Genomic DNA, 18098 nt, shown 5'->3' with positions numbered 1-18098 from the left:
TTCAAAATTTGATTATACGTTTTGTTATAAGTATCATCAAGAGGTGTACATAAATTTATAGAATGAGGTGGAAAAAAATATGAAACAGGAAACTGCTGAGCAATGGGAATTATTTAGTGAGTTGTTATCCAAAATTGCAAGTTATAATGAGGCTGTTGCATTAATGGCATGGGATTTACGAACGGGTGCTCCAAAAAAAGGAGCTCAGACTCGTTCCGAGACACTAGGTTTATTATCTACCGAGGCGTTCAAGCTACAAACTTCAACTGAAATGGGTAAATTCCTCTCTTATTTGAATCACGCTACAGTGATCAATGAACTTAGTGAAACTCAGCGTAGAATCGTGTTAGAAACTCAAGAAGAATACGATCGAAGTGTCAAAATTCCGGCACAAAAATATCGTGAATACACCGAACTTACGGCACACGCAGAGACGTTGTGGGAAGGTTTCAAGGAAAGTGGTGACTTCGCCGGGTTTGAACCCTATTTGACGCAGATCGTTGCTAAAACGCAGGAGTTTATCGACTATTGGGGACCTAAAGAAACAAGGTATGACACACTACTTCATATGTATGAACCAGGATTGACAGTAGAGAAGCTAGATCAAGTATTTAGCCAGCTTCGTGATCGCCTCGTCCCACTTGTCGATAAAATTACCGCTTCCAATAACAAACCAGACAAAGCTTTTCTTGACCAACTATATGATAAAGCCGCACAAGAAAAATTTGGAACGTTCCTATTGGAACAAATTGGCTATGACTTTGAGGCTGGTCGTGTAGATGAAAGTGTTCATCCGTTTGAAATCACGCTGAATCATGGCGATGTTCGGATCACAACACATTATCTGCAAGATGACGTGACTAGTGCAGTCTTTAGTTCATTGCACGAAGGTGGCCATGCGCTCTATGAACAGAACATTAGTCCAGAGTTAGCTGGAACGCCAATTGGCCAAGGTTCATCGATGGGCATACACGAATCACAATCTCGTTTCTGGGAAAACTTTGTTGGTCGCAGCCGTCAATTCTGGGAGCGGTTCTACGGTGACTTACAGCAGCATTTCCCGGAACAACTGAAGGACATTACCGTGGATCAATTCTATCCGGCGATTAATGCCGTAGAAAACTCCTTGATCCGGATCGAAGCTGACGAATTGACCTATAACTTGCATATCATTATCCGTTATGAAATTGAGAAGCAAATCTTCAATGAAGGGCTTCCAGTTAGCGAATTGCCTAAGGTATGGAATGAGAAATATAGCTCGTATCTAGGTCTTACACCTCCAAATGATAGTCTAGGCGTATTACAGGATGTGCACTGGTCGGGTGGTCTCTTCGGTTACTTCCCTTCCTATGCACTTGGAAATATGTATGCCGCACAAATTATGAACACGATCCGCAAAGAATTACCACAATTTGAAGGATTTATTGCAGAAGGTAATCTTTCTCCGATCAAAGAGTGGCTTTCGAACAAGATTTATCAGTATGGTAAAGGATTGAAACCATCGGAAATTATTATGAAGGTTACCGGTGAAGAATTGAATCCGGATTATTTGGCTGAATATCTGGAGCAGAAATACTCAGCAATTTACGGATTATAATTTATACGTTCATTATTACCCCTCGCCGAACAGGCGGGGGGTATTTGCATTCTTAACCTTTTAATAGGCAGGAGCATACATTAAGTTATGGCCTTGCTATTCAAAAGGGAGAGGTGAACGATATGTTAAAACGATATGCTGCGCTGTTGCTTGCGGTGTTGGTCTCATTGTCCTTAACGCTCAGTGGATGCGGAGGAACTGGAGGCAAGATACCAACGGTTAAGATTGGTGAAGTAACGCGTTCCGTATTCTATGCGCCACAGTATGTGGCTTTGGCAAAAGGTTTTTTTAAAGACGAGGGGCTTAATGTAGAGCTTCAGACCACACCTGGTGGTGACAAGACGATGACAGCCTTATTATCTGGCGCTATCGATGTTGCACTGGTCGGCGCAGAGACGTCAATTTATGTGTATCAACAAGGCTCTGATGACCCGGTGATTAATTTTGCTCAGCTCACACAAACGGACGGTACGTTCCTGGTGTCAAGGGATGAGATGACTGATTTTGACTGGTCCAAATTAAAAGGTTCTGTGTTCCTCGGCCAACGTAAAGGCGGGATGCCTCAAATGGCTGGTGAATTTACCTTGAAGAAACATAATATTGATCCGCATCAAGATCTAGAGCTGATTCAGAACATTGAATTTGCTAACATTGCAGCGGCATTTGCTTCAGGCACAGGTCAATATGTGCAGCTCTTTGAGCCACAGGCATCGATCTTTGAGGCAGAAGGTAAGGGGCACGTCGTAGCTTCGTTTGGAACAGAAAGTGGTAAGTTACCCTATACGGTTTTTATGACGAAGCAAAGCTATATAAAAAAGAACCAGAAAGTTGTACAGAAATTTACGAATGCCATTCACAAAGCACAGTTGTGGATTAAGGAGCATTCACCGGAAGAGACAGCGACAACAATCTCTCCATTCTTCAAGGATAGTGATCAAGCGATATTGGCAAGTGCGGTGAAACGTTATTTGGAGCAAGGTTCCTATGCCGAGTCCCCGGCGCTTACTGACAGTGCTTGGAACAATTTGCTTGATATTATGGAAAGTGCGGGAGAATTGAAAGAACGGGTTCCAGCGGAGAAACTGGTGGACAACACATTTGCAGATTCGGCAGTATCATCAGACAAATAGAGGTATAAGGGAGGAGTGTGTCAATCATGGCACCAGTCGTCGAACTGCGAGATGTAGATCTCGTATATGTCACAGGGCGAGAAGCGGTTCTCGCCTTAGAGGGGATGAATCTGACAGTTGCGCCAGGTGAGTTGATTAGTTTGGTTGGTCCTAGTGGATGCGGCAAAACCACGCTGTTGTCACTCATAGCTGGGTTGATACCTCCTTCACATGGAGAGGTATTACTTCACGGCAGGCCCGTTGGAGGTCCATCACCAGAAGTTGGGTATATGTTACAGCAGGATTATTTGTTCCCTTGGCGGACTATACTCGATAATGCGCTGCTTGGGTTGGAACTAACAGGACGATTAAATAATCAAAGCACTGATTTTGTACTTGAATTGCTGGATGGGATGGGGCTAGCAGACACAGCGAAGCTGCATCCCAACCATTTGTCAGGTGGGATGCGTCAGCGGGTGGCATTAGTCAGAACACTTGCGACGAATCCTGACTTGTTACTGCTTGATGAGCCTTTCTCAGCATTGGATTATCAGACGAAGCTGCAGCTTGAAGATCTTGTAGTCGATACATTGAAACAACGGAAGAAGACAGGTGTGTTGGTTACTCATGATCTATCTGAAGCAATCGCAGTTAGCGACCGGGTGATTGTCCTAGCAGCTAAACCAGGGAGAATCAAAGGCGTATTCAATATCCCGGACAATATTGCCAGGACGCAACCGTTTTTTGCCCGGAAAGAGGCGGGTTTCAATGAGCTTTTTCATGAAATTTGGAAAGAGCTAGAAGACTCGGACAGTTCGGGCAATTCGAATCGAAAGGAGGGATAACGATTGGAGCGTAGCAATTCCACAATGTCGGGACACGCACGAGAACAGTGGCTCCATGAGAAATGGATCCAATATAAACTTCAGAAACGCCGCACAAAGTTTTGGGTATTTACTGTTCAGATGCTAATGCTTCTGTCTTTTATTTTACTATGGGAGCTCGCAGGTCGTATGAAGTGGATTGATGTACTGATTTTTAGTTATCCCTCTAAAGTTGGTGCACAAATTATTAAGGATATGATAAGCGGTGAACTATGGCCTCACCTAGCCATGACGGTTGGAGAGGTAGCTATAGGGTTCTTACTGGGTACACTATTAGGGACGTTACTTGCCGTGCTCATATGGTGGTCACCGTTCTTATCCAAAGTGCTTGATCCTTATATGGTTGTCTTCAATAGTATGCCAAAGGTGGCACTGGGACCGATCTTTATAGTCCTATTTGGCGCAGGATTTACAGCAATCGTTATGACTACGCTCTCGATTACGGTCATTATAACGACGTTGGTCGTATATAACGCCTTCAACGAGGTGGATAGTAACCTGATCAAAGTTATTGTCACGTTTGGGGGCAAACGTCGCGATGTATTTTTGAAAGCCATTCTTCCAGCTTCATTTCCAACGATCGTATCCACGCTGAAAGTTAATGTGGGGATGGCTTGGGTTGGTGTTATCGTCGGTGAATTTCTCGTTGCCAAAATTGGCCTTGGATATTTGATCGTATATGGGTTCCAGGTATTCAATTTTACTCTTGTCATCTCAAGCTTAGTTATTATTGCCGTGGTGGCTACAGGGATGTATCAGCTAGTGGTCTATGTGGAAAGGAAGTTAGTTCGGGAGCGATAACGCTCCTTTTTCTGCAAACAATATGGACAATCTGTCATTGTGCGAATATAAGAAATCAAGTAGGATAGATTTCATATCATTTGTCAGCACAGGGAGTAAAGGGTGGTTACATGGGATTCAGGGTGATCAAAACAGCTGTGGCAACGTTGTTGTCCATCTTAACTGCAGATAGTTTGGGTGTAGAAAATCCCTTATCCGCCGGGCTATTGGCTATTCTAGGGGTGGATGTAACGCGCAAGCGCAGCCTACATACAGTTTCAACGCGTTTTTTTGCTTCCATACTCGGTCTTATTCTTGCGTTTGGGTTATTTTATTTATTTGGGTTTCATTTTTGGGTACTTGCCCTGTACATCATGATTGCTTTCCCATTAATGGCTCGCGCTAATTTTAAAGACGGGATTGTAACAAGCTCTGTAGTTGTATTTCGTGTGTTTGGTGGCGAAGATTTGAGTTTCCACACGATGGTAACACAAATTGAATTACTCGTGATCGGTCTAGGTTATGCAACGCTTGTAAATTTCGCTTATATGCCAAAGCATGAGCACAAGCTCAGTGATATTCGGAACAAAGTGGACGAGCTATTCTCCGTTATTTTCAAACAAATTGCTGTTTCTTTACGTGATCCATATCATGTATGGAATGGTCAAGAATTGATTGATGCGGGAACACTTATCGCCCAAGGTCAGACTACAGCTAACCATGCCTTAGAGAATCAGATGATTAACCCCAATGATGCTTGGAATGTTTATTTTTATATGCGCAAGCAACAGTTGGAACGGGTTGAATATATGTTAGAGCTTATTTCCCGGGTATACCAACGAATGCCGCAAGGCGAAGTAGCAGCCACTTTGTTCGATCAACTCAGTATCGATGTAGTCGATACAACCTATACGGGCAAAACAGAGAGGTTGCTTGAAATGATGCAAGAGGAGTTCAAAATGATGGAGTTACCATCAACGCGTGAGGAATTTGAAATTCGTTCAGCCATACTGCAAGTTTGCCGGGAATTAGGGATCTACCTTAATATTGCCAAGAAATACAAAGAGCCTGTACAAATAAAGTCAGATGATATGGTATGATGGTCATAACGATACTAAACGGAGGTAAGTAGCTATGAAAAAATGGGCGTATCTATTGAGTGGTATTGTGATCGGGGCAGTGATTTCAACTTCAGGAAGCGCCTTAGCAGCACAGGTCAAAAGTTTAATAGGTAAGCAAGTTACTGGTGAATACACGGTCATTGTAAACTCAGTAACATTGGCTGATAAAGGTGCCATAATCGATAGTCGAGCTAATATTCCTGTTCGTGCGTTTGCTGATGCAATTGGAGCTGAAGTTAAAGTAACGGGGAAAACGATTAATGTGACTACGAATGCAGGCTCTAAAGAGACGACGACTCCCGTTGACCCAAATACGGTTAATATATTTATTGGCAAAGACAAGCAATCGTTAGAAGCTTCTAAAAAATTGCTGGAAGATGAGATGTTACCCCCAATTATAAAAGATCGTGCAGCATTAGCTGATGAGATCGATAAACTTAAAAAATCAGGCTCGACAGAGGGGTTAAAAAAGAAAGAGGATCAGTTGGCATCCTATGATGCGCAAATTGAGAAATTTAACAATGAACTCAAACAGGTAGAGGCCGCGCTCAAAGCTCTCCAAAAATAAAGATTAAAGACAGGACATGCTCTTAGGAGTATGTCCTGTTCTTATGTATTTGGTTTGTGGTGTGAAAATAGACAATAGCCTAGACTGTTATTAGGCCTTTTTTTGATTCGTTTGAGGCATTTTTTCAATATTTATTAAGGATTCAATATTTATTTATCATAAGGTATTCAACATTCGCCCATGTCCTGCATACACTTGTAGTGAATGATGTATGGAGGAGGTTCAAACATGTCATTGAAATATCAAAGTAGAGAGATTATAACGAAAGCGATCTGTGGAAAAGGTCGTAAGTTCTCTACCGTAACACATACCGTGACTCCGCCTCACAAACCGACGAGTATTCTGGGGGCTTGGATTATTAACCACCAGTACGAAGCGGTTGCAGCCGGTGACGGAATTGAAGTTATTGGTACTTACGATATCAACATCTGGTACTCCTATGACAAGAACTCGCAGACAGAAGTTGCCAAAGAAACGATTTCCTATGTAGAGAACGTTCCATTAAACTTTGTTGACAACAGACACCGTTCTTCAACAGTAGAGGTTTCTGCGGAGGCAACGCAAGAACCAAGTACCATTGAAGCCAGTGTGTCTGGAGAAGGCCGTGTGTCGATCCGGGTTGAACGCGAATTCGCCGTCGAGTTGGTAGCTGAGACGAAGATTAACGTTCTTGTTGTTCCAGGTGGCGACTACGAAGATAAGGATTATGATTTTGGTTCTGATTCCGGGGATTACGAGGATTTAGACCCGGATCTCCTCGACGACGAACTGTAAGTAGTGGTGATTAACATGCTTCACGATGATAGTGCAATATATGCAGCAAGGGCGACGTCGTCGAGGGCGTCTGCCCTCTTTTTTTATATTTTTATTTTTGAACTACCTCTTAAAGTTGAGTTGCAGGCTTTCTGTGATGGAGGAGGAGTCAGTCTTGAGTCGTGAGTCGAGTATATTAATGAGAATCAAGATGGAGCCTGGTCCATCGCGTAGATCCCTCTTGCGGGTATTAGAATCCTATGGTGGGCGTTATCAAGTCCTTCATGATCCGGCAATTAAGCGGCAGGAGGGAGGTAAGGGAGCATCATCTTCGGAATGGATTTCATATGGCTCACAGAATGCTTTTTTCGCTCCGCGGATGACCAAATGGGCAATCAACAAGCATGCTAACTATTTTCAAGGTAAATCAGTGGAAAGTTGGCAGTCAAGACTAAGAGCTTGCGGTCTGAGGGCTGAACTTCCAGGGAAGTTACCGTCTCAAGCGGGAAGATATCTCCGTCGTTTTGTTGTTCGTGTGTTTCATTTGCATGCGGTACAAATTCTTCCGATAGGAAAAATGGAGGTCCTTCCATCTGTCAGTAGAGAAGAGCATTCAGACAGACAGTCTTTGCTCGATAAGCGATTAGAAGCTACGGCAGTTAGGGCTCTATATGCGCTGGAACTAGAAATGGGAGAGGTTGTAATTTCTGCAGGTGAAGAGGGCAGATTCACTGTTGAGGGGGTTACCTCTACACCCGATTTACGTGGAACTGAAGCAGCGCACCTATTTGCCAGGGCCATAAACGAGACTCTAGATAGGCTCTGTCATCATTTGGATAAGGAGGAGCTGCTCATCGGAATGGATCCAGAGTTTATTCTTTATGACAAAGAAAGTAGCAGAGTTGTTCCGGCATCGAGGTACCTTGATCGTCGCGGTGAAGCAGGTTGTGACTCCTTACGGATACAGGGCCGCTTGTTATTTCCGCTTGTCGAGCTACGTCCTGCACCGGGACATGAACCGCGTGAAGTGATGAGTCATTTACTACGCGCTTTCCGATCAGCCATGGTCTCAATTTCAGACAAAAGATTACTTTGGCAGGCGGGGGGTATGCCCCAGCAGGGTTTCCCGCTTGGAGGACACTTACATTTCAGTGGAGTACCACTCAGCGCTGAACTGTTACGAAGCTTAGATAACTATTTAGCACTGCCTGTATCCGTATTGGAGGATAGTCGAAGTTTTCGTCGTCGTCCACGTTACGGGTTTCTTGGTGATTTTCGCATTCAACCATATGGTGGCTTCGAGTATCGTACACTCCCCAGTTTTTTGATCTCTCCGTTGGTCACGAAGGGTGTGGTGGCATTATCACGGCTTATCGCCGAGAATGTGGAGGCTTTAACAGCCAGACCATTACAAGATGAACAAATTTACTCTGCCTTTTATGAAGGCCGCCAAGAGGTTATCCGTGACATTCTACCTCCTCTAATAGATCAAATCACCGCTCTTCAGGCTTATCCCCGATACGCAAGCTATATCGCTCCTTTTTTTGAAGCGGTATTGTCAGGACGAACGTGGGATGAATCCACCGACATAAGAAGGCATTGGAAAATACAAAACCCCTCGTAAGCGCTCCTTCCTTTCTGGTATAATAGAGATCTGTGAGTGGAAGTTCAAAAAGTCAGCTTCTGATTATTTGAATAACTGCGATGAGTGGAGGGTGATTATGAGTACGCCAACATACACACCAATGATTGAACAATATTTGAGCGTCAAAGCCGGGGCTCAAGATGCTTTTTTGTTTTTTCGTTTGGGTGATTTTTATGAGATGTTTTTTGATGATGCTATTCTGGCTTCAAAAGAGCTAGAAATTACGCTGACCGGACGAGGGGGCGGAACTGAGGAGAAAATTCCGATGTGTGGTGTCCCCTATCATTCGGCGGATAATTATATCTATCGATTGATTGAAAAAGGTTACAAAGTAGCTATTTGCGAACAAGTAGAAGATCCTGCTGCAGCCAAAGGAGTCGTTCGTCGCGAAATCGTCCGTGTGGTAACACCCGGAACGGTGATGGAAGGCAAGGTTATGGGGGAGCGGGCGAATAACTATATACTTTGCGTGACCGAACGCCAAGGCCTCATGGCAGTAACTTCCTGTGATTTATCAACGGGTGAGCTTTATGTGACATCTTCGCCATCCAATAAGCAGTGGCTTCGTGATGAGGTTGGATTGTACGATCCCGCAGAAATGATTGGAGATGCAGAATTACTGGATTGGATTGCTGGGCAAGCAACCCCACTAGGCAAACCAGTTGTGTACACTCCATGGGATAAGATGAAAGAAGAGAACAGCAGGAAACAATTTGGTGAAGCGGTATGGGTTAGATTAGAACCGGAACGTCGCGATTGTATCGCATTGCTTGTAGGATATCTTAGTGAGACGCAGAAGCGTCAGTTAGGTCAATTAACGAAGATTTCCTCGTACGAACCAGAACATTTTATGATTCTGGATCCCTTTACCCGTCGAAATCTTGAACTTGTAGAGACGGTGCGCGAGCGCTCGAAGAAGGGTTCGCTATTGTGGTTGCTTGACCGTACAGAGACTTCAATGGGCGCTCGTATGCTTCGGCGCTGGATAGACAAGCCATTATTAAAGCGAAGCGCAATCGAAGATAGATTGGAAGCTGTAGATCATCTGCATAGCGCGTTTATTCTTCGAGAGGACCTGAAGGTAGCTCTCCAAGAGATTTACGATTTAGAACGGCTTGTAGGCCGGATTGCATACGGTAATGCCAACGGTCGCGATATGATCGCTTTGAAGTCTTCGCTTCGGCAAGTACCTGAGATCAAATCATTGTTACAGGGTGCTTCCTCGGCTACGCTCCGGCGGATTGCTGAGGAAATGGATCAATGTGATGATTTGGCTGATCGAATAGATGCTGCGATCGCTGATGAACCTCCTGTATCGGTCCGAGACGGTGGAATTATTAAGCCGGGTTATCATGAACGGTTGGACGAGCTCCGTGAAGCTGGAGTTAACGGCAAGCGCTGGATTGCTGAGCTGGAAGCTGCTGAACGGCAAGCTACCGGTATTAAGTCGTTGAAGATCGGCTACAACAAGGTGTTTGGCTACTATATCGAAGTGACGAAATCGAATTTGGCTTCTCTACCTGAAGGACGTTACGAACGTAAACAGACACTTGCCAATGCTGAGCGCTATGTAACTCCAGAGTTAAAGGAGAAGGAAACCCTCATTCTTGAAGCTGAAGAGAAAATGGTCGATCTAGAATTTGCATTGTTTACTGAGCTGCGAGAGACTGTTGCAGCTGAAATTTCCCGTTTGCAGTCACTAGCAGAACATATTGCTGAAATTGATGTCTACCGTTCATTATCAGCCGTTGCTGCAGAGAATGGATTCGTCAAACCGACACTCACTGATGGCTATGACCTGAAGGTGGAGCAAGGACGTCATCCTGTCGTTGAATCGGTGATGAGTGATTCTGCGTTTATCGCTAATGGGACTCAATTATGTAAGGATGAAGCTAGTATTCTGTTGATTACGGGACCTAATATGGCTGGTAAAAGTACTTATATGCGTCAAGTTGCACTGATTGCGATTATGGCCCAAATCGGAAGTTTTGTACCAGCAACATCTGCTCAGATCCCACTTGTTGACCGTATCTTTACGCGAATTGGTGCTGCGGATGATCTAATCGGTGGTCAAAGTACATTCATGGTGGAAATGGCTGATATTCAAGTTATGACGGAGAAAGCAACCTCTCGCAGTTTGATCATCATCGATGAATTAGGGCGGGGAACATCGACGAGTGAAGGGATGGCGATTGCGCAGGCTGTCATCGAATACGTCCATGATCATATCGGCTGTAAAGCGCTGGTATCGACACATTTCCATGAATTGGCCCATCTTGAGAGCAGTCTTGTAGGACTACGCAATTACCGAATGGCTGTTCAAGAGAGCGGCGATAAAGTCCACTTTTTACGAAAACTTATTCCAGGTGCTGCAGATACAAGTTATGGTATATACTGTGCTCGTTTGGCCGGACTTCCTGGTGGAATCATTGAACGTGCCTACGGGTTATTGCAAAATATTGAGCAATCTGCGGTTGAACTAACGGCTACAACGGCTACGTTTGCAGCTACGGCAACTGTAAACTCAGAACAAGGAAAAGTAACTGAGACTAATGAACCAGCGGTGTCTCTAGTAGAAATAGTCGACAAGGCCTCCCTTATTGAGGATGAGAACACTACCTTGAGTGCAGAGGTTGTACAGCTTTCGATTTTTGGGGAAGAACCCCCAGTGAAGAAAGTGAAGTCTACACATGAGGATGCGGGTGTACGTCATCTTATCAACCAGGTGAAGAATGCTGACCTCATGAATATGACACCACTTCAGGCGATGCAGTTGATCAATGATTGGAAGATGAAGGCTAAAGACCTATGATGCTGTTGTAGAGATGTAAATGGGGAATTGAGGAGCGGAGGGGGACAAAAGCAATGGCCAAAATTATAGTATTGGACGAGCATATCGCGAACCAAATCGCTGCCGGTGAAGTGGTTGAACGACCGTCGTCGGTCGTGAAGGAACTTGTAGAGAACGCGATTGATGCGGGAGCTCGTAAAATTGAGGTAACAGCAGAAGAAGGTGGACTTCAATCGATCCGAGTTACGGATAACGGCTCCGGTATGGATCCCGAGGATTGCGAAACGGCATTCTACCGTCACGCTACTAGTAAAATGTCATCCGGCCGTGATTTGTTCCAAATCCGCAGCCTCGGTTTTCGCGGTGAGGCACTGCCAAGTATTGCCGCTGTGTCGAAGGTCCAGCTTGTCTCATGCAATAACGATACAGGGTTGGGACGGCTCATCGCTATTGAGGGAGGCACACTGAAGCAGAATGAAGAGACGGCTGCACCCCAAGGAACGGATATCATCATCAAAGAATTATTTTACAATACTCCGGCAAGGCTGAAATATATGAAAACAATTCAGACGGAGCTTGGTCACATTTCTGATGTGATGTATCGTCAGGCCCTTGCGCATCCAGATATCGCTTTTACTTTTAGACACAATGGTAATACATTGTTACAGAGTCCTGGAGGTGGAAGTCTACTTCAGGTGATCGCATCAATATACGGTGTGAATGCTTCGAAAGCGATGATTCCGATTGAAGCGGAAAATCTTGACTACCGTATCAGTGGCTATATTGGTCGACCAGAACTTACGCGTTCAAACCGTGGCGGTATGTCAACCATCGTCAATGGGCGTTATATTCGTAACCAAGGGCTTCATCAAGCGATATTAAGGGCTTATCATACACTGTTACCCATCAATCGTTATCCATTGGGTGTCATTAGTCTAGAGATGCATCCTTCCCTAGTGGACGTTAACGTGCACCCTGCTAAGCTGGAGGTACGTTTCAGTAAAGAGCCAGAGCTGAATACATTTCTTGAGGAGAGTCTGCGAGCGATGCTATCAGCACAGGTTCTGATTCCTCAGGTCGTAAAACAGAATATTGGGAAGGCTAAAAGCGGCTCAATTATTCAAGAGCAGTTCCATTTTCAGTCTCCTAACATAGATGCAGCAAGCAAAGGGGCAACACCCCAACCTACAGCTCCTGTTCAATCAGTAGATGGGTATTCCTTGCGGGAACGTGCTCCTGCGAATAATTTCAGTTCAGCACCTGCAAAAGGTGTAGAGAGGTACTCTCAACCTAGTTCTTCAAGTACTGCTAATAGTTCTTCCGCAGGGGGACAGCAGAGAACTGGGCAACCTGGTCGGTTGAGTGTTTCTGCAACAGATTATAGACCCGTTTACGCTCCTGTTGGAGTAAATACGTCAGAAGTGTTATATGGATCGTCTGAGGCGACTCCAGAGCTTCCAGAGTTCCCGGAGCTGTCGTTGATTGGGCAGCATCATGGTACGTATCTGATCGCTCAGAACGAGCAAGGTCTTTATTTAATTGATCAACATGCTGCCCATGAACGGGTTAATTATGAATATTATTATGAAAAATTTGGACATCCGGCAGATGCTTCTCAGGAACTACTAATTCCGATTACAATGGAATTCACACCATCAGACAGTCAGAAGTTGAGTAGCAGGCTTCAGTGGTTTGAGAGTGCGGGAGTTATTCTTGAACATTTCGGTGGCGGGACATTTCGAGTTGTAAGCCACCCCTATTGGTTCCCACCAGGGGATGAGGCAGCAATTATTGAGGAAATGGCAGAGTGGGTGCTAAGCGAGCGTGCGATTGATTTAGCGAAGCTACGGGAGAAGTCCTCTATTCTTGTGTCTTGCAAAGCATCTATCAAAGCCAATCAAAAGTTAACACCCGATGAGGCGAATACGCTAATCCAGCGGTTAGCTGCTTGTAAGCAGCCTTATACTTGTCCGCATGGTCGGCCGATTATTGTATCTTTTTCTACTTACGATTTGGAGAAGTTATTTAAGCGGGTTATGTAAACGAAAGGAGAACCATAGTGATTATTACAACAGGTGATCAAAGTTCTCCACAGACGGAGAGGCGTGCGGTTACTTTGGCTCAAGAAACAGGTGCTATCTATGTACCACGTAACCGTACATCGCTGTCTAAATTGTCTGAAACATATGGTGGTCAGGATATTCTGATCATTCTGAAGGAAGAGGTTCGTTTGTTCCGCGAAGGAGAAGAGCCGATGATATTCCATCCTAGTATGGCCTTCGTTCGAGCAAAGCGGCTACTTAAAGGCGAACCTGATAATATGCTGGAAGCAGCGCGTGTAGCTCCTGGAGATACTATTATCGATTGCACAGCTGGACTTGGAGCGGATTCCATGGTGTTTGCTCTAGGAGCAGGCCCAGAGGGGCATGTACTTGCTCTGGAAGCCTCACTTTCTCTTTCGGCTTTGCTTCGCGAGGGTTTATCTTCTTACGAATGCAGAATTAAACCATTTAACGAGGCGTTACGAAGAATTGAAGTAAGATGTGCGGATCATTTAGAAGTATTACGCGGGCTAGCTGATAATAGTGCAGATGTTATATATTTTGATCCAATGTTCCGTAGTCCGGTTCTGGAATCAGCTTCAATCTCACCGCTTCGTAAGTATGCTAACAATGACCCTTTGAGTTTTGAAACAATTGCTGAAGCAAGACGTGTCGCGCGTAAGACAATAGTACTGAAAGAGAAAAAAGGGAGCGATGAATTTGATAGACTGGGATTTACAGTCGTAGGTCGCTCACAATCAAAAATTGCGTACGGAGTGATTTCGCTTGATGACTAACAAGAAACCAAAACTGCTAGTGCTTCTAGGACCGACTGCTGTTGGTAAGACGAAGCTCAGTATCGAGATCGCGAAGGCGTTCTCCTGCGAAATCATTTCCGGTGATTCCATGCAGGTGTACCGGGGGATGGATATCGGGACAGCCAAAATTACCAGAGATGAAATGGATGGCGTTCGACATCATTTAGTTGATGTCTTGAATCCGGATGAAGACTTTTCCGTCGCATTATTCCAAGATTGGTGCAAGACACTTATTCCAGAAATTAGTGCGCGAAATAAGCTTCCTTTTATCGTTGGGGGTACGGGTCTGTACATTGAATCCGTGTGTTATGAGTTTCAATTTACGGAGGCAGGTGCGGATGATGAATTCCGTGAAGCGCAGCAGCAATTTGCCCTACAGAACGGTCCAGAAGCATTACACGCCAAGCTAGCGATCATCGATCCTGTTTCGGCAGCCCGTTTGCACTACAATGATGTACGGCGGGTAATTCGAGCGCTGGAGATTTATCATCTGACCGGAGTGACACTCTCCTCGCGTTTGGAGTCGCAAAGCAAGGAGTCTCCATATGATTTATGTTTTGTTGGTTTGACAATGGACCGTCAAATGCTTTATAACCGTATTGAGCAGCGAATCGACGAGATGATCTCACTTGGACTTGTAGATGAGGTGCAAAATCTGCTGAATCAGGGGTACTCTCGAAATCTGGTTTCGATGCAGGGACTGGGATATAAAGAGATTGTAGAACATCTTGAAGACGGTGTACCACTGCTGGCAGCGATAGAGAAGTTGAAACGGGATACTCGGCGCTATGCTAAGAGACAACTCTCTTGGTTCAGGCATATGCGGGATATTTCGTGGATCGATGTAGGGGATGGTCAAAACTTTTCCGGGAATTTAATGGCTGCACATGCTATAATAGCAGGAAAGTTTCCTACTGATCTTGAATATAATTATAAACACTAAATGATTCCTATTGGGGGTACGACTAATGAACAAATCCATTAACATCCAAGATACGTTCTTGAACCAATTACGTAAAGATAGCATCCCAGTTACCGTTTTCTTAACGAACGGTTTTCAGATCAGAGGGACGATCAAAGCTTTCGATAATTTTACCATCGTAATTGATAGTGATGGACGCCAGCAAATGGTGTACAAGCACGCAATTTCAACGTTCCAGCCGCAGCGTAATGTATCACTTATGCAAGAATCACAGAACGAGGGCTAACAGCCTTAATTTCCACTTATTGAACATAACGCTTTAAGTGTAAAGTGAAACTTTTTTGAAATTCGATACGTTTAATGGTATAGGTAAAGATGCAGAGCAACCTTATAAGGTTGTTCTTTTCTTTCCGAGGATAGATGCCGTAGGAGTATAAGGGGGTTAGAGATAAATTATGGCTACAAAGAGACCACCTTCCAGAGTGGAAAGGAATAGTCGTCCAGAGAAGAAGGCGGAGACACCTAAGAAGAATAGAAAGAAGAAGTTGAAGTTAAAGCACGTTCTATTGATTTCCTTCTTTACAGTTGCTGTTGCCGTATTTTGTGCGATAGCTGGGTATTTGTACATTACGATCAGCGGTGAAAAAATATTATCTGAGAATGAAGACAAATTGATTATTTATGAAACATCAAAGGTATATGACCGTAAGGGAGTCATGATGGGAGAGCTGTCCATCGATAAAAGTGAGCCCGTTGATTCCGAGCAAATACCACAGCTTGTTAAGGATGCCTTTATCGCTACAGAAGATAGACGTTTTAATGAGCATAACGGGGTGGATTTGTGGTCGATCGGCCGTGCGGCGGTAAAGGACATCGTAGCTCGTTCGATGGTTGAGGGTGGTAGTACGATTACTCAACAATTGGCCAAGAACATTTTTCTAAGCTCCGATAAGACCTTTTTCCGGAAAGCAACAGAAATGTCTATCGCCATGGCGCTAGAGCGTCACAATACAAAGGATGATATTATTACATTGTATTTAAACCGGATATTCTATGGTCAGAAAGCGTATGGGATTAAAGCGGCTTCCCAGCGTTATTTCGGCAAAAGTGATTTGAATGATCTGGAGATTTGGGAAATCGCCACATTGGCGGCAATTCCTAAGGGACCTTCCAAATACAATCCGATTAGTAATCCGGACTTGTCTAAGGAGCGTCGAAGCGTCGTGCTCGATTTGATGTTCCAAGAGGGTTACATTACAGCTGCAGAACGTGATGAAGCGAAAGCAGTTGATTATGATTATGAACAACCGGCTAAGAGTGATGCGTACCTTGCATTTAAAGATTACGTAACTCAGGAAGCAGAAGAGAAGTATGGTTTAACCGAAGATGAGTTGAACCGTGGCGGATATAAAATCTATACGACGATGGACGTTCAAGCGCAAAAGGCAGTAGAGAAAGCATTTGCTAATGACGATTTCTTTGAGAAGAGTAAAGATGATAAACAAGTTCAAGGCTCTATCGTTATTATGAATCATGAGAATGGCAGTCTGGTTGCGTTACTAGGTGGCCGTGATTATGAACGTAAAGGATTCAGTCGTCTGAATAGCCGTAGACAGCCGGGTTCCGCGTTCAAGCCAATCGTGTCGTATGCTCCAGCACTTGAGTCGGGGAAATTTGGACCGGATTCTCAGATCAGTAACGAGAAGCAGTGTTTCGGGGATTATTGTCCACGGAACTTACATGGATATTCTAAAACGATTAACTTGACCACAGCGTTGACGAAGTCGGAGAATATTCCAGCCGTTTGGTTGCTGAATCAGGTTGGTGTGAAGACGGGCGTCAAGTATGCTGAAGAAATGGGTATTACGATGGATAAGGATGATCGTAACCTTGCGATCGCACTTGGAGGTCTGACACGCGGTACAAATACGCTAGAAATGGCGGGTGCCTTTAGTGTGTTTGCTAACCAAGGGAAATACAATGCTCCGTATTCGATCAAATCTATTGTGGATCATGATGGTAAAGAAGTGTTTAAATATAATCCACCAAAAGCGAAGCAGGTAATTAGCGAACAGACCGCATACTACATGACGCAAATGTTACAAAATGTTGTTAATGAGGGTACGGGTAAACGAGCGCGTATTAACCGTCCAGTTGCAGGTAAGACAGGTACAACGCAGCATGGGATACCAGGACTTACTAGTAGCAAGAACCGCGATGTTTGGTTTGTTGGTTATACGCCGGAGTGGACCGCATCCATTTGGATGGGATACGATAACCCGGATAAGGACCATCTATTGAACGGCAGCAGTGGTCAAGTAGCTTCATTGTTTGCGACAGTGATGAAAGAAGCCTTAGAAGGGGTTCCTGTTAAGGACTTCCCAGTACCAGGTAATCTCCAGACACCGGAACCACCTGAAGAAGTTGAAGTTCCGGCAGCAAGTGGATTAAGCGCATCTTATAATCCTGATACGGCTACGGTGTCATTAAGCTGGACTGGTGTTGATCAGATGGATACCGCGTATCGTATTTATCGGAAATCTTCTGAGGATAGTGACTATGTACATTACATGGACTCTGTAACTACAGAAGCTGAGGATATCAGTGTTGTCCCTGGATTAACCTACGAGTATTACGTAAGGGTGTATGATCCTGTGAATGATACGGAAAGTAAGCCTACAAACACGGTAACTGTTACGATTGAGAGTGAAGAACCTCCAATTACGGAACCAACACCTGATGGCAATGGTGGGGAAAATGGTCAAGGTGGAACCGGAGGTACTGAAGGTACACCAGGTCCAGGCGGAACTCCTGGTAACGGTAATGGTGGAGCAACTCATCCGCCTGGCAATGGTAACGGAAATGGAAACGGTAATGGTAATGGAAACGGTAATGGTAATGGAAACGGTAATGGTAATGGAAGTGGAACAATTCCTGGTAATCCAGGTGAGGGCTCCGGCGGAGAACAACCACCTGAAGTACCAACTGAAGGAAGCACGGATAATGCATATACAGACCCTAATGCCATGGGCAATGACATGAATAATCCAGGGTGATAACGTAGTGTA

Annotated in this window: 14 protein-coding genes; all 14 read left to right on the top strand. The window is 44.6% G+C overall.

Annotation, left to right across the window (positions count from 1 at the left end; genetic code table 11):
• The first annotated feature begins 79 nt into the window (after positions 1-79).
• The 14 genes from IEW05_RS10835 (at position 80) to IEW05_RS10770 (ending at position 18086) form a co-directional block, all read left to right on the top strand.
• Positions 80-1597 (top strand): carboxypeptidase M32, encoded by a 1518-nt coding sequence (locus IEW05_RS10835; protein ID WP_188538565.1) that lies wholly within the window; start codon positions 80-82, stop codon positions 1595-1597.
• A 122-nt stretch (positions 1598-1719) separates the two neighbouring features.
• Positions 1720-2727 (top strand): ABC transporter substrate-binding protein, encoded by a 1008-nt coding sequence (locus IEW05_RS10830; RefSeq protein ID WP_188538562.1) that lies wholly within the window; start codon positions 1720-1722, stop codon positions 2725-2727.
• Positions 2728-2753: 26 nt separating this feature from the next.
• A complete protein-coding gene (locus tag IEW05_RS10825) occupies positions 2754-3551 on the top strand; it encodes an ABC transporter ATP-binding protein (RefSeq protein ID WP_188538560.1) in 798 nt (265 codons plus the stop codon).
• A gap of 24 nt (positions 3552-3575) precedes the next feature.
• A complete protein-coding gene (locus IEW05_RS10820) occupies positions 3576-4391 on the top strand; it encodes an ABC transporter permease (protein WP_188540818.1) in 816 nt (271 codons plus the stop codon).
• A 110-nt stretch (positions 4392-4501) separates the two neighbouring features.
• A complete protein-coding gene (locus tag IEW05_RS10815; RefSeq protein ID WP_188538558.1) occupies positions 4502-5470 on the top strand; it encodes an aromatic acid exporter family protein in 969 nt (322 codons plus the stop codon).
• Between the two features lie 34 nt (positions 5471-5504).
• On the top strand, positions 5505-6059 hold the full coding sequence (locus IEW05_RS10810) for a stalk domain-containing protein (RefSeq protein WP_188538556.1): 555 nt from the start codon (positions 5505-5507) through the stop codon (positions 6057-6059).
• Between the two features lie 228 nt (positions 6060-6287).
• On the top strand, positions 6288-6833 hold the full coding sequence (gene cotE / locus IEW05_RS10805; RefSeq protein WP_188538553.1) for an outer spore coat protein CotE: 546 nt from the start codon (positions 6288-6290) through the stop codon (positions 6831-6833).
• Positions 6834-6987: 154 nt separating this feature from the next.
• On the top strand, positions 6988-8436 hold the full coding sequence (locus IEW05_RS10800; RefSeq protein WP_188538551.1) for a putative amidoligase domain-containing protein: 1449 nt from the start codon (positions 6988-6990) through the stop codon (positions 8434-8436).
• A 97-nt stretch (positions 8437-8533) separates the two neighbouring features.
• Complete coding sequence (gene mutS, locus IEW05_RS10795; protein WP_188538549.1) at positions 8534-11269, top strand: DNA mismatch repair protein MutS; 2736 nt, start codon at positions 8534-8536, stop codon at positions 11267-11269.
• A 53-nt stretch (positions 11270-11322) separates the two neighbouring features.
• Complete coding sequence (gene mutL / locus IEW05_RS10790; protein ID WP_188538547.1) at positions 11323-13290, top strand: DNA mismatch repair endonuclease MutL; 1968 nt, start codon at positions 11323-11325, stop codon at positions 13288-13290.
• Between the two features lie 17 nt (positions 13291-13307).
• Complete coding sequence (locus tag IEW05_RS10785) at positions 13308-14087, top strand: class I SAM-dependent methyltransferase (protein ID WP_188538544.1); 780 nt, start codon at positions 13308-13310, stop codon at positions 14085-14087.
• The gene (gene miaA, locus IEW05_RS10780) at positions 14077-15051 is read left to right on the top strand and encodes a tRNA (adenosine(37)-N6)-dimethylallyltransferase MiaA (RefSeq protein ID WP_373285792.1); all 975 of its coding nucleotides are present in this window, start codon (positions 14077-14079) and stop codon (positions 15049-15051) included. The genes IEW05_RS10785 and miaA overlap by 11 nt, the downstream gene beginning before the upstream one ends.
• Positions 15052-15076: 25 nt before the next feature.
• A complete protein-coding gene (hfq, locus tag IEW05_RS10775; RefSeq protein WP_188538540.1) occupies positions 15077-15316 on the top strand; it encodes an RNA chaperone Hfq in 240 nt (79 codons plus the stop codon).
• Positions 15317-15485: 169 nt separating this feature from the next.
• Positions 15486-18086, top strand: coding sequence for a transglycosylase domain-containing protein (locus tag IEW05_RS10770; protein ID WP_188538538.1), 2601 nt, complete (start codon positions 15486-15488; stop codon positions 18084-18086).
• Positions 18087-18098: the final 12 nt, after the last annotated feature.

Origin of the sequence: Paenibacillus segetis (genome assembly GCF_014639155.1) — a bacterium.
GTDB classification, from domain to species: Bacteria; Bacillota; Bacilli; order Paenibacillales; family Paenibacillaceae; genus Fontibacillus; species Fontibacillus segetis.
Note: the sequence above shows the minus strand (reverse complement) of the source record. Positions and strands in the feature narration are given on the sequence as shown.